Source organism: Pseudoalteromonas sp. Isolate3 (assembly GCF_022398505.1).
Taxonomy (GTDB): domain Bacteria; phylum Pseudomonadota; class Gammaproteobacteria; order Enterobacterales; family Alteromonadaceae; genus Pseudoalteromonas; species Pseudoalteromonas apostichopi.
Genome location: NZ_JAKEVN010000052.1, coordinates 1 through 26,611, shown reverse-complemented (window position 1 = coordinate 26,611; position 26,611 = coordinate 1). Strand labels below are relative to the sequence as shown.

At 40.7% G+C, this 26,611-nt stretch carries 23 protein-coding genes and 1 pseudogene; 18 read left to right on the top strand and 6 right to left on the bottom strand.

Going from position 1 to position 26,611, the window contains the following annotated elements; genetic code table 11:
* From L1D46_RS11725 to L1D46_RS11715, 3 genes are all read left to right on the top strand, one after another.
* On the top strand, nt 1-509 hold a 509-nt coding region (locus tag L1D46_RS11725; RefSeq protein WP_239977579.1), incomplete at its 5' end, for an HNH endonuclease signature motif containing protein.
* A 27-nt stretch (nt 510-536) separates the two neighbouring features.
* The gene (locus L1D46_RS11720) at nt 537-1,511 is read left to right on the top strand and encodes a WYL domain-containing protein (RefSeq protein WP_239977578.1); all 975 of its coding nucleotides are present in this window, start codon (nt 537-539) and stop codon (nt 1,509-1,511) included.
* Nucleotides 1,512-1,573: 62 nt separating this feature from the next.
* A complete protein-coding gene (locus tag L1D46_RS11715) occupies nt 1,574-2,677 on the top strand; it encodes a cell division FtsZ family protein (RefSeq protein ID WP_239977577.1) in 1,104 nt (367 codons plus the stop codon).
* 69 nt (nt 2,678-2,746) lie between these two features.
* Here the strand turns inward: L1D46_RS11715 and L1D46_RS11710 are convergent, their stop codons facing one another.
* Nucleotides 2,747-3,109 (bottom strand): hypothetical protein, encoded by a 363-nt coding sequence (locus tag L1D46_RS11710; protein WP_130052836.1) that lies wholly within the window; start codon nt 3,107-3,109, stop codon nt 2,747-2,749.
* 373 nt (nt 3,110-3,482) lie between these two features.
* Here L1D46_RS11710 and L1D46_RS11705 point away from each other — a divergent pair, with 373 nt between their 5' ends.
* The 4 genes and pseudogenes from L1D46_RS11705 (at nt 3,483) to L1D46_RS11690 (ending at nt 6,462) form a co-directional block, all read left to right on the top strand.
* Complete coding sequence (locus tag L1D46_RS11705; protein WP_054562570.1) at nt 3,483-3,737, top strand: YfhL family 4Fe-4S dicluster ferredoxin; 255 nt, start codon at nt 3,483-3,485, stop codon at nt 3,735-3,737.
* Between the two features lie 108 nt (nt 3,738-3,845).
* Nucleotides 3,846-4,625 (top strand): annotated as a pseudogene (locus L1D46_RS11700) (PAS domain-containing protein); the annotation flags it as partial.
* Nucleotides 4,605-5,165, top strand: a complete 561-nt coding sequence (locus tag L1D46_RS11695; RefSeq protein WP_256854168.1) for a methyl-accepting chemotaxis protein — start codon at nt 4,605-4,607, stop codon at nt 5,163-5,165. The pseudogene L1D46_RS11700 and the gene L1D46_RS11695, both read left to right, overlap by 21 nt.
* Before the next feature lie 289 nt (nt 5,166-5,454).
* Nucleotides 5,455-6,462 carry a PAS domain-containing methyl-accepting chemotaxis protein gene (locus tag L1D46_RS11690; RefSeq protein WP_168990045.1) on the top strand — a complete coding sequence of 336 codons (1,008 nt, stop codon included), beginning with the start codon at nt 5,455-5,457 and terminating at the stop codon, nt 6,460-6,462.
* 2 nt (nt 6,463-6,464) lie between these two features.
* Here the strand turns inward: L1D46_RS11690 and L1D46_RS11685 are convergent, their stop codons facing one another.
* Both L1D46_RS11685 and L1D46_RS11680 read right to left on the bottom strand, forming a co-directional pair.
* The gene (locus L1D46_RS11685) at nt 6,465-6,716 is read right to left on the bottom strand and encodes a TIGR03643 family protein (RefSeq protein ID WP_130052834.1); all 252 of its coding nucleotides are present in this window, start codon (nt 6,714-6,716) and stop codon (nt 6,465-6,467) included.
* A 45-nt stretch (nt 6,717-6,761) separates the two neighbouring features.
* A complete protein-coding gene (locus L1D46_RS11680) occupies nt 6,762-7,646 on the bottom strand; it encodes a LysR family transcriptional regulator (protein ID WP_130052833.1) in 885 nt (294 codons plus the stop codon).
* A gap of 102 nt (nt 7,647-7,748) precedes the next feature.
* On the opposite strand from L1D46_RS11680, the gene L1D46_RS11675 reads away from it, so the two are divergent.
* From L1D46_RS11675 to L1D46_RS11665, 3 genes are all read left to right on the top strand, one after another.
* Nucleotides 7,749-8,378 carry an NAD(P)-dependent oxidoreductase gene (locus tag L1D46_RS11675; protein ID WP_130052832.1) on the top strand — a complete coding sequence of 210 codons (630 nt, stop codon included), beginning with the start codon at nt 7,749-7,751 and terminating at the stop codon, nt 8,376-8,378.
* A gap of 68 nt (nt 8,379-8,446) precedes the next feature.
* Complete coding sequence (locus tag L1D46_RS11670) at nt 8,447-9,469, top strand: kelch repeat-containing protein (protein ID WP_130052831.1); 1,023 nt, start codon at nt 8,447-8,449, stop codon at nt 9,467-9,469.
* Complete coding sequence (locus L1D46_RS11665; protein WP_130052830.1) at nt 9,466-10,185, top strand: Sir2 family NAD-dependent protein deacetylase; 720 nt, start codon at nt 9,466-9,468, stop codon at nt 10,183-10,185. Before L1D46_RS11670 ends, L1D46_RS11665 begins: the two co-directional genes overlap by 4 nt.
* Before the next feature lie 39 nt (nt 10,186-10,224).
* On the opposite strand, the gene L1D46_RS11660 is transcribed toward L1D46_RS11665, so the two are convergent.
* Together L1D46_RS11660 and L1D46_RS11655 are read right to left on the bottom strand one after the other, a co-directional pair.
* Nucleotides 10,225-11,817, bottom strand: a complete 1,593-nt coding sequence (locus L1D46_RS11660) for a carboxylesterase family protein (protein WP_130052829.1) — start codon at nt 11,815-11,817, stop codon at nt 10,225-10,227.
* A 195-nt stretch (nt 11,818-12,012) separates the two neighbouring features.
* Nucleotides 12,013-14,952, bottom strand: a complete 2,940-nt coding sequence (locus L1D46_RS11655; protein WP_130052828.1) for a TonB-dependent receptor — start codon at nt 14,950-14,952, stop codon at nt 12,013-12,015.
* Between the two features lie 200 nt (nt 14,953-15,152).
* On the opposite strand from L1D46_RS11655, the gene L1D46_RS11650 reads away from it, so the two are divergent.
* The 8 genes from L1D46_RS11650 (at nt 15,153) to L1D46_RS20930 (ending at nt 25,356) form a co-directional block, all read left to right on the top strand.
* Nucleotides 15,153-16,400, top strand: coding sequence for an amino acid deaminase (locus L1D46_RS11650; protein WP_130052827.1), 1,248 nt, complete (start codon nt 15,153-15,155; stop codon nt 16,398-16,400).
* 11 nt (nt 16,401-16,411) lie between these two features.
* On the top strand, nt 16,412-17,263 hold the full coding sequence (locus L1D46_RS11645; RefSeq protein ID WP_130052826.1) for a MurR/RpiR family transcriptional regulator: 852 nt from the start codon (nt 16,412-16,414) through the stop codon (nt 17,261-17,263).
* Nucleotides 17,264-17,265: 2 nt separating this feature from the next.
* Nucleotides 17,266-18,723: a D-aminoacylase gene (locus tag L1D46_RS11640; RefSeq protein WP_130052825.1), complete on the top strand. Its 1,458-nt coding sequence runs from the start codon at nt 17,266-17,268 to the stop codon at nt 18,721-18,723.
* Between the two features lies 1 nt (nt 18,724).
* Nucleotides 18,725-19,108 carry a RidA family protein gene (locus L1D46_RS11635; protein WP_130052824.1) on the top strand — a complete coding sequence of 128 codons (384 nt, stop codon included), beginning with the start codon at nt 18,725-18,727 and terminating at the stop codon, nt 19,106-19,108.
* A 128-nt stretch (nt 19,109-19,236) separates the two neighbouring features.
* A complete protein-coding gene (locus L1D46_RS11630) occupies nt 19,237-20,685 on the top strand; it encodes a sodium:solute symporter family protein (RefSeq protein WP_130052823.1) in 1,449 nt (482 codons plus the stop codon).
* On the top strand, nt 20,678-21,592 hold the full coding sequence (locus tag L1D46_RS11625) for a sugar kinase (RefSeq protein ID WP_168990044.1): 915 nt from the start codon (nt 20,678-20,680) through the stop codon (nt 21,590-21,592). The genes L1D46_RS11630 and L1D46_RS11625 overlap by 8 nt, the downstream gene beginning before the upstream one ends.
* Before the next feature lie 3 nt (nt 21,593-21,595).
* Nucleotides 21,596-23,899 (top strand): family 20 glycosylhydrolase, encoded by a 2,304-nt coding sequence (locus L1D46_RS11620; protein ID WP_130052821.1) that lies wholly within the window; start codon nt 21,596-21,598, stop codon nt 23,897-23,899.
* Nucleotides 23,900-24,039: 140 nt separating this feature from the next.
* Nucleotides 24,040-25,356, top strand: a complete 1,317-nt coding sequence (locus L1D46_RS20930; RefSeq protein ID WP_130052820.1) for a PAS domain-containing methyl-accepting chemotaxis protein — start codon at nt 24,040-24,042, stop codon at nt 25,354-25,356.
* Between the two features lie 213 nt (nt 25,357-25,569).
* On the opposite strand, the gene L1D46_RS11605 is transcribed toward L1D46_RS20930, so the two are convergent.
* On the bottom strand, nt 25,570-26,568 hold the full coding sequence (locus tag L1D46_RS11605; protein WP_130053033.1) for a DUF4382 domain-containing protein: 999 nt from the start codon (nt 26,566-26,568) through the stop codon (nt 25,570-25,572).
* Nucleotides 26,569-26,611 lie beyond the last annotated feature (43 nt).

Genomic DNA, 26,611 nt, shown 5'->3' with positions numbered 1-26,611 from the left:
AATTAGATGAACAGGAGTTAAGTAAATTACTACCAAAGGCAACGGGTGATAAACGTAGAAGTAATTTTCAAAGGCACTTCTGCAAGCAAAATTACTCTTTTCAACGTCCTCTTGATAATGAAGTCATTTCAATACTAAAAAGCTTACTTCCCAAAAAAAATCAGTTGCAAGAGCATTTAGATGACTTTGATGAGCAAGTGAAGGAAGCGCTTAACTCTAGTAAAGAAGCTAGAGAAGAGCGGTTGAGAAAGTCCTCAAAAAAACCTGAAAAGTTAACAGTCACTACGACTTTTTTTAAAAGAAACCCTGATGTTGTAGCTGAAGCTTTAATTAGAGCAAATGGTGTGTGTCAAGGTTGCAATCAACCTGCACCTTTCATTAGACGAAAAGATGGTACTCCTTACTTAGAGGTTCATCATAAAATTAAACTTGCAAATGGAGGAGACGATACAGTTGAAAATACGATTGCTTTATGCCCAAATTGTCATAGGGAAGAACATTTCGGATGATATTAATTGTATATAGGGATTAAACTAATGTCATCTTGGCGACAAAATTTGCTTTTAAGTTTGATTCCTTTCACACCGCAAAGAATAACAATTATCAAATTGAAAGTTAAGCTATCTAACCAAGGAATTGACCTCTCTACACGCATGTTGCAACGCGATCTTCAGTCTTTATACGATCAAGGCTGTTTTGGCCTTGAAAAAGATACGCGAACAAAACCTTATGCATGGTCTATTAGTAAAGAGTGGCGAGGAAACTCCCCGATACTCAGTACTGAGCTTGCTCAGCATTACTTACTGCTTGAGCAGCTTCTGCCACAGAATATTCCTATAGATATTAAACAAGCAATTCATGCTAAAGCTGATATTGCGTTACAGCGACTAAATGGCATAAAACCTGAGTGGTTAAACCTAAAAAGTAATAGAACGATTAAGGTGAATGTCGACAGCAAGGTTGTTGAACAAATTGAGCATGCAATAAAACATAATCGTTTAGTTAGTGCTGAGATCTATCGCGTTTTATATGATCAGGCACACTGGTTAGCTTTTCCTGAACTTAGCATCTATGGTCTTGAAGAAGACAACGGAATTCTCATGGCGCAGTTTATGGTAGGGACGCTGCATGACAAGTGCTATCAGATGCCGGTTTATCGTATTCGTAATGTGAAGGTACTACAAAAAATACGACGTGAACCAAATTTAGAGCAGTTAAGCTCATTAAGATCTGCGATTAATAAAGGAAAGCGTCAAGAGAGTATTAACTTGATTATCAAAGTGCCGTCTCAGTCTTCATTGAATCAAGGGTTTGTGCAATTTGGTGAGTTAATAGAGCAGAAAAGATTAGATGCTAAAACATCACTGCTTACATTCAATGCTCAGGACACAGAGCAATTAACAAATGAATTGTTTAGAGCATCACATTGGCTCGAGGTAATAGAGCCTCAAGCTGTACGCAGCAGAATCATTAAAAAACTAAATGAGGCTTCAAACACTTATAACTTGTGACTTTTAGTTGCGTCAAAAATTGACGCACCTTGTTGTTATGCTCTTTAAAAAAATGAGGAGCAATGATGTTTGAGTTAGTTGAGAATTTAGATGGCTTGTCTATTGGCGTTTTTGGTATTGGTGGCTGCGGTTGTAATACCGTCAATACTATTTTTAATGAGGTTCAAAACCCGCAAACTAAGTTTTACTGCGTAAATACTGATAAGGTTGTATTAGAGCACTCTCAAAGTGATGACTTTGTGTTGATAGGTGCTGAGCTTACAAACGGCTATGGCGCTGGCGCGGACCCAGCAATAGGGTTACTCGCCGCACAAGAAAGTGAAGAGCAATTATTAACGCTTATCGAAAGCTGCGATATTCTCTTATGCGCAACTGGCTTAGGAGGTGGCACTGGTACAGGAGCTAGTCCGTACATAGCTAAGTTAGCCAAAGATCTAAATAAGCCCGTAATCTGTATTGCTACTTTACCCTTTACCAGTGAGGGGGATTTTAGGCGAAAAGTAGCTGAGCAAGGGCTTGATGAATTAAAGCAGTTCGCTAATGCTGTTGTCACTTTACCAAATGATCAACTTATTGAGGTGCTTGGCAATGACATTGGCTTATTTGATGCCTTTAAGCACAGTAATCAAATTTTACATTCTTTAATTACCTCACTCATCGATATGCTGTGTTATCAGGGATTAATTAACGTAGATCTGCGTGACTTTCAAAGAGTAATGGACGCCCAAGGCGATGCTGTATTGGGGGTTGGAAAGTGTGCAGATGAAAGCGATTTACAAATGGCTCTTACGCAAGCCCTGAGTAACCCTCTGGTTAGCAGTGTTGATATGAGCACAAGTACAGGTGTTATTGTACAAATCAATTGTGTTGATGAGATCTCATTAGGCAGTTACAACACCATAATGGATACTGTACGTCATCAAGTTAGCCCTAACGCGGTGGTTATTTGTGGTGCCTCTAAAATTACGAGTTTGGCGAATAACTTTGAAATACTCATCATAGCCACTGGTGCAAAAAGTCAGTTAATTCATGCCAAAAACATAGATGAAACAATACCTAAAGTAGAGCAAACAACAAAAGCTAAAGCTGTTGTATCTAGTCAAAGTGATATTTTTGATATACCGGCTTTTATACGCAGTCAATCACCAGCCCCCTCTGGTAAGTAGTTTCATAGGTGTGCCACCAATTTAGCTCTGCGTATCTTTACTCAGTTATTTGGTAGTATTTTATTTGTTCTAAATACTACCAAAGCAATTGTAATGAGGATCAGTAAAAAACCTGACATTTGTATCTAGTAAAGAAAAATTAGCTTTTATCTCTTTAACTATATGCTTTTTAAACAAGCTTTTGTCTAAATAAACGTAAGAGGTATTTTGCTCAGCATTAAAAACAACTCTACCTCTGGGAAAGTTGTGGTAGTCAGTGTTGTCTAGCATTAAACCAAACAATTGATAAATATTATTATCTTCCCACTCAACTTGGTGTTGCAGCGTGCTATCAATAAATCCAAGTTGATCTGGCTTTAAGTCGATAGCACTTTGAGCTTTAAAGACTAATGTGTTTTCAGCAAACCAAAAGATGCCAACGTTGCTATTCATGAAGGACTCCTAAATTTATTTTTCCCGACATTACTCGGTTTAGTCCAATTTAGAACCCTTTTCATTGCCTCTTTCTACGAGAAAATTCTACTTTTTATATGGCGCTTGTTATCGCCACTGGTATGAGTAAGCAAATTCTAGATGTTATAAAACCTCTCACTTATCTCATCACATAACTTAGTTAGATAGATAGTCTCAGTGCATTAGTCCTGTAATATCGGATTAGAGAATCTTAACTACTATTAAACTTGATCTAGATCAAAGAAACTTCATTCGCAGCAATCTATATTACTCGGCTGCAATTTTCGCTGCTTTTTGAAATCTAGATTAGCTTTTAAAGGCAATACTCCATCAGCGTGCTTAAAGGTTTGTCATGGCATTACTCATCAATAACAAATGTATTAACTGTGATATGTGTGATCCTGAGTGTCCGAATGAGGCTATCTATATGGGCGCGAAGATATATCAAATCGACCCTAACAAATGCACCGAGTGTGTTGGGCATTACGATAACCCTACTTGCGTGAGTGTGTGTCCTATCGATTGTATTAAGCCAGATCCAAATCATCGCGAAACGTTAGATGAACTGGCAGAGAAATACGTTAAATTGACCTCTCAAGCTTCTTAGTTAAATCACTTTTCTTAATTCTTTTTACTTATTTTAAAGTGGCGCCCCGTGTTAATTGTTCTACAATTTTATGAACAACAACACGTTAATAAGAAATCAGGGCGTTTTATGTGGTTTAGCAAATCATTACAGGCTGAAATTGATGCGTTAAAGGCGGAACTTTATCCGTTAAAAGATCTTACTTCAGGCATTGATGAAGAGATGCTGGTGCTTAGACTACGTGCTGATGGCACAATGGCCTATATTAACCAGAACTTCTTAGATGAATTAGGTTACTCGCAAAGCCAGCTAATTGACTCGCCCTTTCAGGATATTATTACTGAACAATGTCAAAATACTGACCAGTTTAAAGATTTAAAAAACGCCATTGAAAATCAACAGCATGGAGTTGGGCACTTACAAATAACCCGTTATGACGGCAAACTTGAGTGGCTGCGATTAATTGCTCATCCTGTTCACACAGAGCAAGGGGAGCTTAATTACTTTGCTATTTACGGCACTGTACTTACTGATGCAATTTCTACCTCTCGTGAACAGCGCGACACTATTAATGCTATTTATCGTTCTATGGCGGTTATAGAGTTTGACCTTGAAGGCAAGGTTATTAACGCAAATGAACCGTTTTTAGAGAGTATGGGTTATAAAAAAGAAGAGATTGTCGGTAAGCATCATCGCATGTTTTGTGAGCCAGAACTTACAGAATCTGCTGAGTACGAAAAGTTTTGGCAGCGTTTAAGGCGCGGTGAGTTTGTTGTTGATCGCTTTAAACGTGTTGATCGTCATGGCAATGAAGTTTGGCTTGAAGCTTCATATAACCCAATTTCTAATGATTTCGGTGAGCTTTATAAAGTAATGAAGTTTGCAACCGTGATCACTGAGCAAGTTAATCGTGAGAATGCAATCTCCCAAGCTGCCGAAATTGCATATGGCACATCAACAGAAACTGATAAACTGGCTCAACAAGGGGCTGAGGTGTTACAAAACACCATGACGGTGATGAATGAATTAGCTCAGCAGATGGAACAAGCCGCACAAGAAATTTCTGCGCTTGATAAACAGTCACAACAAATTGCTGCTATTGTGCAAAGTATTAGTAGTATTGCAGAGCAAACAAATTTGCTGGCACTCAATGCCGCGATCGAAGCTGCCCGAGCGGGTGAGCAAGGTAGAGGCTTTGCTGTGGTTGCTGACGAAGTTCGACAGCTTGCATCGAGAACTTCAAAAGCCACAGAAGAAATTGTTGAAGTAGTTAACGATAATCAGTCTCTTACACAAAATACAGTTAAGGTTATAGAGCAAGGAAAGGTAAAAGCCGAGCAAGGTGTTTCATTATCAAATGAGTCAGGTCAAATGATGGAGGATATACAACGTGGCGCTCAACAAGTTGTAGATGCGGTTGGACAATTCGCTAACCAACTTAACCACTGACAAAAAGCCTACACAGCTAGGCTTTTTTAATGCTATTTAATTAAATCATTTCTTATTTTCCCTCAAGAAACTTCCTATTGTCTTGAAAGTTGATATTTACCCAACTTTTTTACGCTAAAATCATCGAACGGTACAGATTAAGTAGTCCTTATCAAGCTACTCTGTGATGATTTAAGTATTTAAGGTGGGATGCTTTATGTTTTTTACCCAGCCATTGAAAAAAAGGATAGCTCAGTTAGAGGATGAATTGTTTAGTGTATCTCAAGTCATAGATACATTAGATAATAGAATGTTTACACTGGAATTAGATAAGGAAGGTCGTATAACATTTGCTAATACACAAGTATTAGCTGAACTTGGTTATACAGAAATACAGCTAATAGGAAAACCTATTCTTGATTTGGTGCCTAATAATGCCAAAACCACAAGGCATTACCTTCATTTAAAACGAGCTATTTTAGACAAATCAGCCTGGGTTGGGGCCGTACAGCTTTTAAATTTACAGGATCAACAAGTTTGGTTAAGAGCATTTTTCCATCCGATTGTGAGCAAGCAACGAGGCTTTGAAAAGTTTTCACTTCACGCCAGTGTACTAACTCGCACAATTGAAACATCGCGAGAAAATAAAGACTTAGTTCAAGCGATAAATCGCTCTATGGCGGTCATTGAGTTTGATTTAGATGGCTATGTTTTAAAAGTGAATGATCAATTTTTAGCTGGTGTTGGTTATACGAAGAACGAAGTTATCGGTAAGCATCACCGCATGTTTTGTGAACCAGCTGAAGCTAATTCAACAGATTATGCCGAGTTTTGGCTTAAATTAAAAAAAGGCCTCTTTATTTCGACACGATTTAAACGTGTAGATAAATTAGGAAAACCAGTTTGGTTAGAAGCGACCTATAACCCTGTTTTTAATGAGCAAGGCGTGCTCTATAAAGTCGTTAAGTTTGCTACTGTGCTCAGTAAGCAAGTAAATCGAGAATTAGCTGAGCTTCAAACGGTTGATAATGCTTACAATATATCAGCTGAAAACGATAATGCAGCGCAGCAAGATGCTACAGGTTTAGATGAAATGGTCCGCGTGATGAATGATTTAGCAAGACAAATAAAACAAGCAGCAGCTGAAATGACTGAGCTCGATAAGCAATCTCAACAAATGACTGCCATTGTACGAAGTATTAGTAGTATTGCAGATCAAACAAACGGACTAGCACTTAATGCTGCAGTTGAAGCGGCTCGTGCGGCGGCACGAGGTCGCAGTTTAGCTGTTGGTCAGTTTTCACAAAAGATAAAGTGAATTTATCTATGCTTATACTGTGTTTTGCAATAACCACGAGATATATCAGGGTGGCGTAATTTTAAGTGTTTGGTTTGTCGGCCCGCCGCGCGTTTTCGCCAAAGTTTAAAACTAGAGCTTGTTAACTGCTCACGCATTAATGCGATTACGCTTTTTTCATTTAAGCCAAATTGCTGGTTGATTGCTTCAAACGGGGTTCTGTCTTCCCATGCCATTTCGATGATACGAGATATTTCATGTTCTAGGTGCTGCATTACGACTCCTTTTTGTTGCTTATACGTACCTGCAGCAGATTTAGATTATAAGATATCCTGTTGCCAGTGCTCTGCTAAAAAGTCGATGAACGCTCTCACCACATTTTGTTGGAAGTTACGCGACAAATACACCGCCCATAAGTGAGAGCCCGTAGTTGTATGCTCTGGCAGTACTTTAACAAGCTCACCTGATGTCAAATAGTCATTGGCGAGATCGCAAGGCAGATGAGCAACCCCCATTCCTTGTTTGGCAGCTTTTAGAAGTACGCCCACATCGTTGGCAACTATGTTGCCCTTAACAGTCACTTTTTGTGTGTTGTCGTCGCGTTGAAATTGCCAAACATTCTGTTTGTTATGAATAAGGCAATTGTGTGCTGTTAAGTCACTTGGCTCATTAATCGTTTGATTTGCTAATAAATAATCGTTAGATGCACACACTGCGGTTGCGATATACATTAGCTTGCGTGCAATGAGGCCTTCATCGGGCTGGTGGATGTAACGCAAGGCTATATCAACGCGGTCATCAACAAGCTGCGATAAACTATCCGAAAGTAAAAGTTCAAATCGAGTCTGTGGATGGCGTTTGGTGAACTCTTCAATGGCATCAAACAGCTTATGTTGTCCAAGCCCAATGGGTGAGGCAACTCTAATGGTACCTACCAATTCGTTGTTATGGCTGTGTGCTCGGCTTTGTAAATCAGACACTTGGTTCAATATTTGCTGGCAATAGCTAAGGGCTTCTTCGCCTTGAAGGGTTAAACTCACTTTGCGTGTTGTGCGATGAAATAACCTTAAATTTAGCCATTTTTCAATATCTTGAATATGCCTAGAAACTTGTAATCGGCTTAAACCTAAATGCTCAGCAGCTTGAGTAAAGCTGCCTGTACGGGCAACTTCGACAAAGCTAGTAATAGAATTGAGTTTATCCATTGGTATCTTAATATGAAACAATGTGTGTCTATATAGTGTATTTATCAGTAATTAGTGAACAAGTAAACTGCAATCATTGAAACAAACAACGGAGCATTCCTCATGAAATTAGCAGTTATTGGCACAACAGGTTGGATTGGCAGCCACATTACATCAGAAGCACTCGCACGTGGTCATCAAGTCAATGCATTAGTAAGAGACGCAAGTAAAGTAACTCAAGAAAACATCACTGTAACTGAATTTGATTTAACAAAAGACGATATCGCAATTGCAGCTGCAGGTAGTGATGTTGTTATTGCTGCAATTGGTGGTCGTGCTTTAGGTAACCATGACATTGTTGCAAACACAGCAAAGCAATTACTAAACGCGCTTGCAGGTACTGGCACACGCATTTTATGGGTGGGCGGTGCAGGTAGCTTAGAAGTCGCACCCGGTGTAACCCTTGTATCAAGTCCTGACTTTCCTGCTGAATACAAAGCAGAAGCAATTGCTCAAGGCGAGGCGCTTGATGTATTTAGAGCATCAACAACAGATACACTATGGACGTTTGTATCACCCGCAGCGGTTATTTACCCTGGTAATTCAGAAGGCCCATACCGTGTCGGTGGCGATAGCTTCTTTACTGATGCAAACGGCGAAAGCAAAATATCAGTTACTGATTATGCTAAAGCGATGCTTGATGAAGCGAAGTCGGCGGCACATTTAAATCAACGTATTAGTATTGCTTACTAATAGCGAGCCTTTTTTCAGGCTCATAAAATGGTATTCTTTAGCGATGTGTTTAGCTATTTATTTAATTTATGAGCCTGTTATTTTCTATTGCACTTGCAACCATTCCCGCCTTACCTGAAGCCGTCGCTAACAACGCTGTAGCGAAAGTTGTTATTGATGAACAAGCCTACTTCTTAAGTTTTATGGGCTTGAGCTCAGGCAAAGCACATACCGATGTTCACAATAAAGTGTGGGTACTCAAAGTTGGCGATAACGCATGGCAAGCGGCTAAAGCAGTGCCGAGTACATTGCCACTTACTGGTCGCTTGGCGAGTACTGCAGTGGGCGTTGGTAAACATGCCTATGTATTTGGTGGTTATACGGTGAGTGCAGAGCATCAAGAAATCTCTTCACCTGATGTATATCGCTATGATGTGCTCTCTAATTCATATACGCAACTTGCCAATATGCCCGTGCCTGTGGATGACAGTGTGGCGCTCTCATACCAGCAGCGTTATATCTATTTAGTCAGTGGTTGGCATAATGATGGGAATGTTAACCTAGTACAAGTTTATGATACGCAAACAGATACTTGGCAACAGGCTTCGCCATTTTTAGGTCAACCGGTGTTTGGCCAAGCGGCTGCGATCAGTGGTAATACTATTTTAGTGTGTGATGGTGTAAAAACACAGGCAAATGCTTATAAACGTCGTTCTTTTGCTGCAGTTGCACAGTGCTTAAAAGGCACTATTGATGCTGATAATCCTTTAAAAATAGATTGGCGTACCGTGCCACATCCAACAGGGGTTGCACATTACCGTATGGCTGCAACCAGTTTTAATGGTGACATCTATATGATGGGCGGCTCTGATAATCCATATAACTATAATGGTATGGGGTACGATGGCAAACCAGCGCTAGCGAGTGATCATGTTTGGCGCTTTGATATTGATAAAAACACGTGGCAAGTGATGCCAAAAGCCGATACTGCGAGCATGGATCACCGAGGTTTATTAGAGCACCAAGGAAGTTTGTATCGTCTTGGTGGTATGGACAATAATCAACAAGTGACGGCCGATGCACTTGGTTACAAGGTAAAGTTATCTTTATGAATATACTCTATATTACTGGGGCGGGAGTGAGTGCCGCTAGCGGTATACCGACCTTTCGTGGCGAAGATGGCTTTTGGACCATTGGTAGCAAAAATTACACGCCAATGGAAATGGCAACACGTGCTATGTACGAAACTAATCCACGAGAATTTTTAGCTTGGTATTATCATCGCTTTGCAACGTATCGCCATCACGGTCCCAATGAGGTACATCATTGGTTGAGTGATAAAAATCTCATTACGCAAAATATCGATGGTCTTGATGGCAAAGCTGGTAACACTGATTTTATTGCTATTCATGGTCGTTTAGATCAAATGACACTGTTTCACCATCAAGGTGACGATGTGATGGCTTTTAATGCGCCGTGGGAAAAGGTCAACGAAGACAACCTACACAGCTCGTTGCTTGAGGTGTTTAATATCAATAATGAAAGCCCGATGATTAACGAATCGTTTAAGCCTTACGTGTTGTTATTTGATGAATACTACACTGAACTTTATCGTATTTCACAGGCGCAACAGCGTATGCTCGATGCCGATAAAATCGTCTTTATAGGCACTTCTTTTAGCGTTAATATTACGCAAATGGCACTCGATATTGCACGCAGTCAAGGCATACCGATTGAAGTTGTTGACCCTGATCCTACTCACGTATTTCATCCGAATGTGACATACCACAAGATGACTGCGCTTGAGTATGTTCAGCAGCAAGGGTAAAAATAAGGCGCTTTTATTAAGCACCTTATTTAATTATTACTACTGTTCAGCTTTTGTTGCTGTGATGTTTAACCGCGCTTGTAAGGGATCTGGTAAAAATTCTGCAGTCCCCGACTTATTCATTTGCAGTATAAAAGATTCATCATTTTTATATGCTTGCCATGTCGGTAAGCCTGGGCCATTTGGTGTGCCTAATTTAATAAAATTAGTGACATAACGGTGCATTATTTTAGCAGCTTGCTTATCTTGCTCAGTGGCCACATGCCCATATTTAGCTGCCACAGTGTTAAAAAAGTACGGAATTTCGCTGGCGTGCTCTGCACCGGGTTTATCTAAAGTTTGCGCTACATAACCAAAACGATATAGAAAGGCATCATTACCCATATCTGTCACACGTTTTGCAACGAACCTTGCTGGCTCTTGCATTAAAGCATCTTGACCAACTTGATAATTGAGTAACGGTAACGGAGTGTCGCCATTTGCATCGTAAGTCATTTTGGCTTGTGTGCTGTGAGGGGCAAAGCTTGCGAATAGTGCTTCTTTTGAAGCAAAATTTGCAAAGCCTAAGTCCATATCTGTTGTGCCAACCATTGTTGCAACATGGCTAAATGTACCTTTGTTCAAGCGCGCTTCAGTCGTGGCATTGATAATGGTGCCATCAATAATTGGCCCGCCAACGTAAGTTGAATCATCATTGATTTGTCGGTTCAATGTGCTCAAGTTTAGATTATCAATCACTTCTTCAGCAGATAATTCCCTTAGCGCTGCAAGGGCATTTTCATCACTGCCTAAAATGGTGTGTTGCTTGGCAAAGTTTTTGCCAATTTTTTCAGCGCTTAAGACTGTGTCCTCGTCACTATTAAGTGGCAATTGCTTAAATAGCTCTCGCCCGCCAGCTGACATAATAACCGCTTGTTGGAATAAGCCATTTGCAGCAGGAGTTTGCATCATGGCATGAACCGATGCACCACCTGCAGATTCACCCATGAGTGTCACTTTTGAAGCATCACCACCAAATTGAGCTATATTTTGTTTCACCCACTCAAGTGCCGCAATTTGATCCATTAATGCGTAGTTACCTAATGCGTCATTCTCAAAACGAGTAAGTGCAGGGTGTGCAAAAAAGCCAAATCGGCCTAGTCGATAATTAAAGCTAACAAATATAACCCCTTGTTTAGCAAAGTTCTCACCTGAGTAAACCGCGGGCGATGCACCCCCATTTACAAAGCCACCACCGTGGATCCATACTACAACAGGGTATTGAGTATCACTGTGCTTAGTCGGTGTAAATACATTTAAATAAAGGCAGTCTTCCGAGGGCGTTGTTGTAAGCGGCGCAGCATCTGCTGCAAATGGCTTTTGCATACAGTCAGGCGCGTAATCGTTAAGTACTTTAACACCTTGCCATTTTGGCACTGGCTGTGGTGCTCGCCAGCGTAAGTCTCCCACAGGAGCTGCAGCATACGGAATACCTTTATAAGTAATAAAACGCCCTTGCTGTTGTCCTTGGATGAGCCCACCAGTCACAGCAATATGATCAGATTGAGGCTGTTCTTGGCAGCCTTGCAAAAATACGGCAGAGCCTAATAGTAAAGATGAGTAAAAAATCGATTTTAGAATACGCGATGTCATAACAAAGCCTAGGCTATTTGGATAAGGCTTATAATATTAACATTTTCAGATAGTAACAACGAAAAAACCAGCATAGCTACAAGGGGAGGCTATGCTGGTTTTAGTATTTGGCTAAACCACGCGATGCGTTGTTCATTAAAAAGGCCAAACAGACCTTTTATCACTTGGGCAGAAGTGAGCCAAATTAGATTAACCTTAGAAGCGTGTACGAATACCTAGTGTAATACGGCGCTCAAAGATATTTTGAGTGATCACATTATCTGACCACTGTGCGTAAATATCTTCTTTTTCCTCGGTTAAATTACTGACAGATGTATAGATACTGGTATCTTCAGCTAACTCATAGCCAGCATATAAGTCGTAATACAAGGTACTTTTAGTCCAAAATGGCATCACACCATCACCCATTACTGAGCTTAAGCTATCTAAGCGGTCGCTACGATAATTTGCTGCTAAACGAAGTTGTAATGGGCCTTTTTCATACCACAGTACAGCATTTGCTGATTTTTCTGAGTTGTCTTGGATTGGTAAGCTTTTGCCATACACATCAACGTTAGCGCTATCACTTGGTGCGTAAGTAAAGTTAAGTGATGTACCTAAACCATCAAATGGCTCTGGTAAGAAATCAAATGCTTGTTGATACGTTAATTCGAAGCCTTTAATTTCACCACCTTCACCATTGATTTCGGTAGTAACAGGTACTTCACGACGAATTACACCGTCAATATCAGGTAAGCCCATCATTACGGTGCCATTTTCAACAAAAGACTCAATATCCATTAAGAACGCAGAGATACTTAATAAACCACTTTCATTGAAATACCATTCGGCTGATAAGTTATAGTTTGTAGCGCGCCAAGGCTCAAGATCTGGATTACCATTTTGACGACCTTGAACCGCAACTAGTAAATCAGGACTTACTCCAAGTTCAGCGGCAAGAACATCACCAGCGCGAGTACGTCCAACACTGATACCCCCTGCGAGTTTACCAATGTCTAACGTTGTCATTGTTTTGCCGTAACCAGCACGTAAAATGAAATCCTCAGTCAGGTTTAAGTTAAAGTTCATCGATGGTAAGAAATCAGAGTAATCACGATTTAGCCATTTTTCACCCGTTTTCTCGCTAGCAGTACACAGTGAACATGGACGCGCTGAACCTAGTTGGTTTTGTAGCATGTCGAGTTCCGTTTTAATGTATTGAGCACCAATATTAGCTGTATAGCTCATATCACCAAGCTCACCAGCAAAGTTGAATTTAAAATAAGCTGATTGAGTTTGCTCTTTTACTTGGTATGTACGAGATGGATTTGCTAAACGTTTATTACCTGGATAAATAGCATTTTGGAAAGCCATAGGATCGTCCATGACTTTTGGATCAATTAAGTAAAAGCTTTGATTAGAGCCACCGGGGCCAAAATTACTAACTTGGTTTACCCAGCCATCAGGTAAATCACTAAAGAAGTTAGTATGGCCAAGGGTTAAGTCACCACCTGCAACACTTTTTTCGCCATCACCATTGGTGTCACCTAATGAGGCACCTGAATCTTTCCACATAACGTCTGCGCTTATGTCGCCAGTTGTAAATGGTGCTACAAGAATATAAGTTTCTCGCTCAACATCGCGTTTTGATGCTCGAATACCAAAATCAACGTTAGTTAGATGCTCTGTTGAAAATTCGTAACGACCATCGATACGTGCTACATCAAGTGTCGCTTCTTCTTCAAAGTTATTTTCTGAATATGTAGATACTAGGTTGTATTGATTGATATCACTTCCAAAGCCTTCTTCAAAACCAAGGGTGATGTACTCACCTCCACGAGAAAAATCAACCGCAACAGAATCAGGACCAACACCGTTAGGATTTACAGGTGTCGCGCCTGTACCATCATTTTTCAGCAAACCATGTTGTGCGCCTGAGGTTAAATAACCGTGGGCAACATTCTCAGTATGACCTCGTTCAGCACTACCATGAATATATCGAAACTCGCCTGAAAGTGGGCCATCACCTTGATATTCAAATTGCATACTTACGTTAGTTGATTCGCGATCATTCGTTAAGCTCTCTGAATAAGCACTTACCCGACGAGCCAAGAATGTTGCATCATTTACTGTATATATTTGACCACCTTGGTCATTATCTAAGCGAGGAATGAAGCTATCTGAATACGCCCAAATATCGCCACGAGCATTGTCGATCATCATGCCTTGTTTTCTATCAGCATCATCCATGTTGGTATAAAAAATATCACCGGTAAATGTCACTGCGTCTGAAATTCGATATTGAACTGTGGTGTTTAAGCCTAAACGTTCTCTCTCCGTTTCACGGTGCATCACACCATAAAATCGTTGGCTGTAGAAACTGTCATTTAGATCACCGTCACCGTTAAAATCGCGAGTAGTCTCATCTTTAACTTCGCTTGATGTCAAAATTGTACCGTTTCGGTAGTTAGCAAGCGTGCCTTCATCGTAAGCAGCAGTAAAAATAATCCCAAAGTCATCGTTGTTATAACCCGCAAAAGCAACCACTTTTGGATCAGTTTCTTCTGATAGGCTGCCACGAGTGGCCTCTCCAGTGAATGAGAAGGTAGTACCTTGCTCTAAATCGAATGGTCTGCGTGTTTTTAGATCTAGAGTGCCAGAGATACCGCCTGCTAGCGTATCTGCTTGAGGTGATTTAAGTACATCAATACCCGAGAGTAGCGCTGCCGGTACGTCGGTAAAGTCAGGTTGTAACGTGGTAATTGAACCTGCACTTAAAAACTGTTCGCCATTTAACAGCGTTGTCACTTGCGGCATACCGCGAACATTGATGGTTGAACCTTCCCCCGCCGAGCGACGAATTTGAATACCTGGAATACGTTGTAAAGTATCTGCGATCGTTACATCGGGTAATTTACCAATGTCTTCAGCGGTGATTGAATCCATTACACCAGTACTAAAGCGTTTGTTATTTATATCTTGCTTGTTACTGGCTGCAATACCTCGGACTTCAATGGTTTCGATTTCTTCATTTGTTAAAGAGTTTTGATCTGCAGCAATCGCATTGAAGCTGGTATAACCGCAAATAACAGCAGCAACGGCATTAGCCGTGATACTGCGACTCAGTTTATGTTGGCGACGGGTTTGAGATTTCATTTTTAACGTTCCTCATCCTGTTTATTTTAGGGTAATTATTATTTTCTGTTAATTTGTAACACGTATTGACTGTGTGCGTGTTATTAATTAACATTAGATTTAACAAAATTGCAATAACAATTACATTAAAAGCGTTATATTTTTTGTTTGATTTTTAAACTATCGCCATTAACTGATTGATTTATAAACAGGCTTTTGAAATGGAAAAATTTAGTGTCGCAAACCTAGAAACAGTAAATCGAGCTAATAAAGGGCTTGGTAATTACCAAAAACTATCTTCATCAGGTTGGAATGTCGCTAAGCAAGATGTCAGTTTGCCTTGTTTATGCCTGTATGAATCACGCTTAATAAATAATATTCAGTGGATGGCTGACTATACAAAAAAAAGCCATGTTCTTTTTGCACCGCATGGTAAAACAACGATGACTCCTGCAATTTTTAAAAAGCAATTAGCTGCAGGGGCTTACGCGATAACGGTCGCAACAGTTGCCCAATCACATGCCGCTGTAAAGAGTGGTGCAAAACGAGTGCTAATGGCAAATCAATTAGTTGGCCGTGCTAATTGCCAGCAATTAGATGAGTTGCTTGCTGCTAACGACATAACCTTTTATTGCTTGGTTGATAACCTAGATAATATACGCATGCTTGGCGAGTACTTTGCTAACACTAAGCATACGATTCATGTGTTGATCGAGCTTGGTGTGCCGGGAGGGCGCTGTGGCGTTGTTGATAGTAAAGAGCTGACATTATTGGTTGCTGAAATAGCTAACTATCAATCGCTTGCATTGGCTGGCATCGAAGTTTATGAGGGAGTGCTATCGCAAACTGAAGCGGTAAGTCAGTTCCTCGAATATGCCGTCGCAACGTGTAAGCAATTAATTGCTGATAACGCATTTGACACACAACAAGTGATGATTACAGCGGGGGGGTCAGCTTACTACGACTTAGTGTGTGAGGCATTTCATCCCGAAGAACTGACTCAAAACATGGTCGCTGTGCTTCGTCCGGGCTGTTATGTCACTCATGATCAAGGTATTTACGAACAAGCACAGCAGCAAATTTTAGCGCGAAATGAATTGGCATGCTCTTTAGAAACTGAGCTTACCTCATGCTTAGAAATTTGGGCGTATGTGCAATCAATACCTGAACCGGGTCGAGTGATTATCGGTTTTGGTAAGCGAGATGCTGCATTTGATGCGGGATTTCCAATTCCTTCACTACTGGTTGATCAAAACGGGCAAGTAAGTAAAGCAGATCCCACTTGGAAGATAGAGAAAATGATGGATCAGCACGCAATGATGAAAGTACCACTCGATTGTACACTTCGAGTTGGCGATATTGTCGCATTTGCTACTTCACATCCGTGCTTAACATTTGATAAGTGGCGCTACATCAATGTGATTGATGATAGCTACAACGTAGTTGATGTGGTCGAAACTTATTTTTAGGAGATAGACGATTGGATATAGTTTCAAGAATAAAAGAGCGCTTAGGGCATTTGCGCCAATCAGAACAAGCCGTCGCTCAATTGATTTTGGCGGATCTGCAGTTTGCAGCTTCTGCAAGTATTAGTGATTTAGCAGATAAAGCGAATGTTAGTCATGCGTCAATTACCCGCTTAGCAAAAGCGCTAGGTTGTAGCAATGTACGTGATATGAAGTTACAACTTGCGCAATCTTTAGCAGTAGGTGAGCGATTTATAAATGAAAGTTCTACGCAGCGAGAAGATATCCCCGCTATTTACAAAGCAATTCACGATATTTTAGATATCAACGCAGGACTAATTAAACAAGCCGATGTAGAGCAAGCTGCCCTATATATTGCCAATAGCCGCCATAGCTTAATTTTTGGTGTTGGTGGGGGGAGTTCCGTAGTTGCACAGGAATGCCATAATCGTCTGTTTCGATTAGATATTTTAAGTAATGCCTACAGTGACCCTGTGATGATGCGCATGACGGCGGCAAGTGTTGATGTGAGCGACGTTGTTGTGATGCTATCTCTGACGGGTTGTGCTCGTGACTTGATTGATACTGCGCGTATTGCAAAAGAGTATGGCGCTAAGGTTATCGCAATCTGTCCGCAAAGTGAGTTAGCAGATTTAGCCTCGATTCATTTACCAATCAAAACTAACGAATCTGATTACATTTTTACGCCAAGCACCGCGCGATATGCGATGTTAGCTGCAGTTGATGTGTTAGCCAGTGAAGTCGCAATTTTGACGCAAAAGAAATCTCGCGAAAAATTACGCCGCATAAAGCATGAGCTTGATCAATATCGCCAAGGACCGGACCGTGCACCGATAGGAGATTAGCAATGCAGTACACCGTCTCACAACCTGTTGATACATTAATTCAAGGCGCTAAAGTATTTGATGGCCTTGGCAACGAAGCGCTTACTTGTGATGTAGCTATTAGCGGTGATCGTATTGTTGCCATTGGCAAATTAACGTCATTGTCAGCAAAAGAAGTCATTGATGCTAAAGGCCTATGCCTTGCTCCTGGGTTTATTGATGTTCACACGCACGATGACCTTGAAGTACTGCGCAATCCAAATATGGCTGCAAAAATCAGTCAAGGTGTCACAACCGTAATCACAGGGAATTGTGGGATCAGTGCAGCCCCTGCAATTGTTAAAGGATGCGCTCCTGATCCGATGAACCTACTCGGTGCAGCCAGTGAGTTTAAGTTTGCCAACATGGCTGATTACATAGCAGCAATTCAAAGCGCTCCTTCGAATGTCAATGTAGCCGCTTTGGTTGGTCACACAACGCTTCGTAATAATGTGATGGATGATTTATTGCGCACGGCGACTGAAAGCGAAGTTACTCAAATGTGTCGGCAGCTTGAAAGTGCATTGAATGCTGGCGCGCTAGGATTAAGTACCGGCCTTGCCTATAAAAATGCGAATTTTGCCACAACTGATGAAGTTCAAGCGTTTGGACCTGTGCTAAAAGCACATAATGCGCTGTACACAACACATTTGCGCACCGAATTTGATGCTGTGCTTGACGCTATGGATGAAGCATTTGCGATGGAAAAGCTGTTTGATATTAAGGTGATCATTTCTCACCTCAAGTGCGCTGGTAAAAATAACTGGGGACGCGCGCCTGAGTTAATCGAACGATTTTCAGTTCAGGGAGCGCATTCTCGTTGTAGTTGTGATGCTTATCCTTATGCCGCTAGTTCAAGTACATTAGATTTAAAACAAGTGACAAGTGACTTTGAAATTTTTATCACGTGGTCGCAACCACATCCAGAAATGGCCGAGCGCTCACTACAAGAGATTGCTGATGATTGGCAGTTGTCATTAATTGATACCGCTAAAAAGCTGCAACCAGCCGGCGCTGTGTATCATGGTCTGAATGAAAAAGACGTAGCAATGATACTCGCTTTTGATAAAACCATGATTGGTTCAGATGGTCTCCCTTGTGACCCTCATCCGCATCCCCGTTTGTGGGGGTCTTTTCCACGTGTGTTAGGCAAATACGCTCGCGAAGACGGTATTTTTTCACTTGCGAAAGCGATCCATAAAATGACTGGGTTAAGCGCGAGTAATTATGGTTTAACCGATCGTGGTGAAATTGGCTTAGGTAAGTTTGCTGATCTGGTTCTTTTTGACAGCGATGCCATTTGCGATAACGCCACATTTATTAATTCCGAATTGCCGGCTTCAGGCGTCCATCGTGTATGGACCAACGGGCAGGCAACACTTCTTAATGACCAAGTTGTGCCAGCACACTCGGGCAAATTTTTAACATCAGTTGGAGAATAACATGATCAGACGTATTGGTATTGAAGGTGGTACAGGCACCGGTGGACAGCATTTACCTTTTGCTCGAGCGATAGAAGCAGGTGGTTGGTTAATGGTTTCGGGGCAAACACCAATGAAAGATGGTGAAGTTGTTGAAGGTGGCATTATTGAGCAGTCGCGTTTAGCGATTCAAAACTGCATCGATATTATGGATGAAGCGGGTTATGGTCTTGAACATGTGGCGCATGTAAAAGTGATTTTGACCGACTCACGCTATTTTCAGTCGTTTAATAAGGTATTTAAAGAATTTTTTGGCGAACATCCGCCGGCACGTATTTGCGCAGTCGCAGATCTGGTTGTTGACTGTAAAGTCGAAGTTGATGTGACTTGTTATAAAGCACCTTAAAAAACATTAAAGCGTTCAGCAGCAAAGGCTGTTGAACGTCAAAAGCACGAAACGAAATTATAACTATAAGCACCAAGCCAAACAGCAAGTAATCATAATAATGAGGCTTAGGTGAAGCAGGATGTCGTATGAAGTGGCAATTATTAATGGCCTTTTTAGGTTATCTGATTTTTATGATCTGGTTTGGCTGGTGGGTTAGTCGTAACAGTAAAACGGGTGATGATTTTCTTCTAGGCGGACGAAACCTTCCTTTCTTTTTAACCTTAGGTACTACTGTTGCAACTATGGTTGGAACTGGCTCATCCATGGGAGCCGTAGGTTTTGCCTACAGCAATGGTTGGGCTGGCATGATATATGGGCTCGGAGGTGCGTGCGGGATTTTATTGCTGGCTAAACTTTTTGCGCCGGTCAGAAAATACGAATTTATGACAATGAGCGAAGAAGTATCGTTTTATGTCGGTGCCAATCCGCTTGTTAAAAATACTATCGCTATTTTTATTTTTGTAGCCAGTATCGGTTGGCTTGGCGCACATATATTGGGTGGTGGTATGTATTTGGCTTGGTTAACAGGTCTGTCGCCGCTCAGTGCTAAATTATTTATTGCACTTGGTTTTAGTATTTATGTTGTTATTGGTGGTTATGTAGCCGTTGTATGGACAGATTCTATTCAAGCACTTGTGTTGTTTATAGGATTTTTCTTGATGGCGGGTGTCGCGTTGTATCAGGCAGATGGTTTAGTCGCAATAAACGAAGCACAACCTTTATTAAATCAAAGCTTTTTATCGTTAGATAAAATAGGTGTAGTGCATGGGGTTTCGTTATTTTTTGCAGTGTTGATTGGTGTTTTAGTCGCGCCTTCATTTCGTCAACGTATTTATTCTGGCAAGCATGTGAAAAGTATCCGGCAGTCGTTTTATTTATCAGGCGGCTTATATCTGCTTTTTGCAATCGTGCCAGCGATTATTGGTATGGCGGCATACAAACTAAACCCATCACTTGAAAACAGTGCATTTTCTTTCCCTTACATGGCCTTTGAGCTGCTTCCGTTTGGCTTAGCTGCGCTGGTTATTATTGCTGGACTTTCAGCTACTATTTCTAGTGCTAGCTCAGATGCTATTGCGGCTGTTAGTGTGCTTATACGTGATATTTATATACTGGTATTTAAACGGATGCCGCATGCAAGTGAAGTCATAATGCTTTCGCGAATTGGCCTGGTGCTAACTATTGGTATCGCGTTGTTATTGGCATTACTTACCAATGATGTGATTGGTTATATCACCAATATGATTGCCACTTTGATGTCGGGATTATGTGTATGTGTTCTACTCGGACATTTTTGGCCGCGCTTTAATTGGCAAGGAGCAATGACAGCCTTGTTTGTGTCATTTATTGTATCAATGGCGGTCATTTTAATACCGAGTTGGCAAGCTTATTGGAGTAATCCAATTATTCCAGCGACAACTGCATCAATGCTTCTATCGGTATTTGTAACGCTCATTACTCCAAAACAAATATGTGATAGTGAACAAGCATTAGCAATTTTAAATGCACAAAGAGAGGCGATGCATCATGATTAAAATCGCATTTTTTGGTGAAGCTATGCAGGAATTAAATGACGAGCACGTACTTCGTTTTGGTGGTGATGTTTATAACACTGCAGTGTACTTTAAACGCTTAGCACCACAGGCAGACGCGCAATTTGTTAGTGCTATCGGTATTGATGAAATAAGCCAAGCTGCCCAGACGCTTTGGCGACAGCAAGGGTTATCACTTTCGTTTGTGCAAACGTCAACGGATAAAACATTAGGACGTTATGGAATTACAACTGACAGTCATGGTGAGCGAAAATTTTGTTATGCACGAAGTGACAGCGCTGCCAAACAATTTTTTCAGTTAGATACACAACATAACTTTATAGAATCGTTAAGAACTACACACTTTAGTCATTGTTATTTATCGGCAATTAGTCTCGCTATTTTAGATACAGCTAATCGGCAGTTACTACTCGACGTATTAGATGACTTTAAGCGTGCAGGTGGCAAAGTGATTTTTGACAGCAACTACCGCTCGGTTCTTTGGCAATCTGAGCAAGCGACTCCGTTTTATTTAACCGCTTACAAGCTTGCCGATTATTTATTTGTGACTGACGATGATCATCATGGCGTTTTTGGTCAATGTAATGAGAAAGAATTAGTCAGCTTTTATCAACAATTTACCAATAAGCTGGTGATTATTAAGCAAGGTGTAGCTGATACTTTAGTGCTCAATAACAAGGAAATACAACGCTTTACTGTACAAAAGGCTGAGCATGTGGTGGATACCACTTCCGCTGGTGATGCCTTTAGTGCGGGTTTTTTAGCTACATATTTATACTCGCATAATACACAACAGGCTATAAGTACCGCACAACAAGTAGCGCTTCAGGTTATTGCTCAAAAAGGAGCGATAGTGCCAACAACAATCCAAATAGCGAATGAGGGTTAAGCAATGACTTATTTTTTACGTTTATTGATGTGTGCTTTATGCGTGACAGGCACTGCCGTCGCTAAACCGCCATTGTTGATGCCTATGCCTGTAAGTGTGACGAATCTTGATGGCCAGCTGCAACTGACATCGAGCCATCTATCAGTTTACCTTGATGAAAAGTACAGAAACTCAAGTAAGTTACTATTTGAAAATACGGCGTTTTTACAAAATTTTTCATCAGTTACTTGGCAAGATAAGCGCAGTGCTCAGTTAAAAATTGAGGTGGCTGCTTGGCTGGGTGATATCCCTCGATTAGATGTTGATGAAAGTTATCAACTGATTATTAGCACTAAGGCCATAACACTTAAAAGCCAAACACAATTTGGCATGTTGCGCGGTTTTGCAACGCTTAATCAATTGCTATTTTCAGCAAAGACACCTTATCAACTTAATGCAATGACAATCAACGATGCACCCACTTATCCATGGCGTGGATTGTTATTTGATAGCGTGAGGCATTTTTTACCTATTAGTGATGTAAAACGGACATTGCGAGGGCTAGCATCAGCAAAAATGAACGTATTTCATTGGCATTTAACCGATGATCAAGGCTGGCGTGTTGCCCTTAAAAGCTACCCGAAATTACACCAAGTTGCATCCGATGGGCTTTTTTATACCGCAGAAGAAATCAAAGATGTCGTGGCATATGCAGCAAATTTAGGAATTCGAGTTGTGCCTGAATTTGATGTGCCAGGCCATGCCAGTAGTATCGTGCTTGCTTACCCAGAGCTTGGCAGCGGAACAAAACTTGATGAGATAGAGCGTCGCTGGGGTGTATTCAGGCCTTTATTAGATCCAAGTAATCCTAAGGTTTATCGTTTTGTTGAAGAAGTTGTTAAAGAATTGACAGAGTTATTTCCTGATCATTATTTACATATTGGTGGTGATGAAATAGATGATAGAGATTGGCAAGAAAATACTCAAATACAATCATTTATTGCTAAGCATAAGCTTTCGGATACGCATGGCTTGCATGCTTATTTTAATCAGCGAGTTGCGGATATATTAGCAAAATATAATCGTAAGATGATAGGCTGGGATGAAGTGTTACACCCTAACTTACCCGAGCAAACCTTAGTGCAATCTTGGCGCGGCCATCATTCCCTCGCGGCTATACAGGAAGCTGGGTTCGATGGGTTATTATCGAGTGGCTTTTATATTGATCAACCACAATGGACCAGTTATCACTATCGCAACCACCCAGATCCAATTAAACCTAAAAGGGTAACTGCTAAAGAGGTAATTAACCACTCAGTTTTTACTTTGAAACGATTAAAAGGAAGTCCAGTCAAAGGAAAAGTGACGGTATTTAGAGATACTCAATCCTTGTTAGCAGCATTGGTATACATAGAAGGAAAAGGGCATTTTATTACTGACCAAGTTGCGCAATCAGAGCACGGTTTTGAGTTATTGATAGACACTTGGATGGGGCCTACAAAGCTTTTTGTAGGAAACATTGAAAGTAATCAAACTGCATTTGTGGGTAACACTCCATACAAGATGAAAAGCAAGTCAGAAAATAAACCAAGCTTAACGGCACTTAATATTTCACTTCACGATGAACAAGGTAAAGATAAAAGTGGCAGGGTGTTGGGCGGTGAAGCAACTATCTGGGCCGAACTTATAACGACAGAGAGCTTAGATACTCGCTTATGGCCTCGTTTATATGCGATTGCAGAGCGATTTTGGTCGCCAAAAACGCAAGTAAATGAGCGAGATATGTATCGTCGTTTAGCAGTAATGGATGAGTTTGCATTGCAGCATGGAGGTCGGCATAAGCAGCAATTTAGTGCTCGATTGAAGGCATTGTTAGGCGACAATGTAACACAAGAGAAAGTTGCTAATTTACTAAAATTTAGCGAGTTTTTAGAGCCTGCACATTATTACACCTTGCATCATTTAGCTTATTTGCGAGATGAATACCATCATGGGGCTCCCCTTGATAAGTTAGTTGATGTGCTGCCAGTTGAAAGCTTAATGCTGCGAGAGTTTGATTATAAAGTGGCTGACTACAAGCAGTCTTGTTCTAAAGCTCTTGATAGCTCATTGCAATTACAAGTTGATGAATGGCATAAGTTTATTAAGCATAACAAGGTCTTAATTGAAGGAATTAAAGAGTGGCGAAAACCCTACCTGCAAATTAAACACGCGCTGCAGTCAAATGAGTCACAGTTCATTGTTAATAATAATGGCACGATTGCTCAGTTAGTGGCTTCATTAAATCAATATAAAAAAGTGTCTTCACTTTGTAAAAACAGTGGATAATGAGCAATTAAAAGGAGTGTTAGTTTCGGAATTTATTCTGGCCTAATGCTCTATTTGTAGGGCTAAAAGGTACTTTTTTATGTGAATCTATCACTTACTGAGATAAACTTTATTAAAGTACCTTCACAATTGGTTTTTCAATGTGGTTTAGTAACAATAAAGATCAACTCATTCATGAGTTGCAGCATGATGTTGATAAAGGTCAGCAGTATTTAGCTGGGATCAGAGAAAATATTGCTTATATCGAATTTACACCCGATGGAACTGTTCTTGAAGCCAATGATTTGTTTTGTAAAACAATGAAAGTGCAAGCAGGCGATATTATTGGTCAGCATCATAGTAAGTTTTGTGCGCCTGAATATAGTAGCTCAAAAGAATACCAAACCTTTTGGCAAGATATTGCTAGAGGCCAAGCAAAGTCAGGGGTTTTCTCTCGCATTAATGGTGCCGGCGAAGATATTTGGCTGCGTGCAACTTATTTTCCCGTTAGGGGTGATGATGGCCAGGTACGCTGTGCGATTAAGTTTGCTTCAGAAATTACCAGAGAAGTTGAAAAGCTTGATGAAATGTCGGCAATTTATGATGCCGTTAATAAAAGTACCGCGATGATCCGTTTTACTCCTGATGGTCATATTATTTCTGCAAATGATAATTTTCTTAATGTTGTGGGTTACAGTCTCGCTGAAATCCAAGGTCAGCATCATAAATTGTTTTGTTATGATGACTTTTATCAAAACAACCCCAACTTTTGGCAAGAGCTTGCGAACGGGCGCATTTTTTCTGGGCAATTTTCTCGTAAAAAACGTGATGGCAGCCCGCTTTATTTAGAGGCAACCTACAACCCTATTTTTAATAAACAGGGTAAAGTGACGCAGATTATTAAGTTTGCATCTGATGTCACCGCCAGAGTTAACAGCACCGAAGAAGTTAAACATGCAGCAGAAAATGCTGGCTGCACTTCGAAGGAAACCTCGCAAGTCGTGACGAATGGTCAACAGCGAATTTTGAGCAGTGTTGAGTCATCAAAAAAAGTGAGCGAGCAGGTTCATCAAACTCGTGAATTGTCAGATGTATTAGCGCAGCAGTCATCACAAATAGGTGAAATTGTAACGACTATTAATAGCATCGCAGAGCAAACAAACTTACTAGCCTTAAATGCAGCGATTGAAGCCGCTCGAGCAGGGGAGCATGGTCGTGGTTTTGCGGTGGTCGCCGATGAGGTTAGAAATTTATCGCAACGTACTTCTGCGTCAACCAGTGAAATATCAGGTCTTATTGGGAAGACTCAAGAAATTGCAGCAAAAATGACAGCCCTTATCGAAGAAATAGAAGCGTTGTCTGGTGAGTCTCAACAAAATGTTGAAGAAGTCAGCATGATAATGGGAGACATTAAATCAGGTGCAGATAAAGTGGTGGATAAAATATCCGAAGTGATTACTCGCTACGATAAACTTTAAAACAAAAAGCCCGCATTGCGGGCTTTTTAGTGGGGTATTGATACTAATCTGCAATAATACATAATTATTTTGAGGGATTAAACCTGTCGCTATCTGCGTTAAAAATTCCTGATTTAGAACAACTAAATAACGAAATTTTTGCATTGTTACCAACAAGCTTTTATTGCCTCAAAATAGACCACTTAATTAAGTGAATTGGTATTAAAGCCAATATTATTCAGAAACTGTGAAAGACACGTTTAAGTCTTCACCCGATGTTACTGTAATTGGTTTAACTTGATAAAGCGTAAATGCTTCGTCTTGAGTTTCTACGTCATCGATATGCGCTGCACAGGTGTAGGCAAGTTGGTAATCACCTGGTTGAATGAACGCAAGTTCAAATTCGTATTGGTTATCTTCGCTATCGAAAATAACATCAGCAGTTGCAAGTGGTGCATCTAGTGGTGTTTCATCTTCGTTAACTTCATAGTTATCCATTGGCATTTCAACATCGCTGCTGTATAGGTAAACAGCATGACTGAATGAGCCATCTTCTAATGCGATATCGATATTATCTGTTTCACAGTTAGCGATGAGTACGTCGCTAACAGTACCTTCGATATCTTCAGACTCGGCAAGGTTTTCTAAACGAACACCGCGTGGTTTTAAGAAGATCTCATCACTATTTTGTGGATCAACCAATGACTTTTTAAGGTCAAACTCAATAACAAAGTCGTTACCAGCTTGGTTAAGGGTAAAACCATCAAGTTGGATTTCACCTACACCATCGTTGCCTTTACGCTTAACAACCAGTGGTGCAATGCTGTCATCTTCGTAAACAACATGCGAAGTCATGGTTAAATCGTTTGTGTCACCATTGATCACATCTGCACGGATCCATTGATATTCGCCAGCAGGAACTTCTTCATCTTCTAGTAAAGAAAATACATCATCACCTGTGTAGTCTAACAAGTTAACCATTTCAGGCATGGTTTCATCATCATCTTCACGGGTCTCAAAAGTGAACTCTTCACCACCTTGGGTTTTCAATGTGATTGAATCAAATACAACATTAACAGCTTTTAAACCTGTCACAGGTGCGTCAGACACACCTAACGTGAATTGTGCAGTTTGCGGCTGAGGGTCAACCGAGTCGTTCTTGTCGTTATCTGAGCCACAACCAACCAGTGCAAATAGAACGGCGCTGCTAAGTAATGTAGTTTTAAAGTTCATCATTTCTTCCCTATATGTTCTAAAAATTTACTAATAGTGTAAT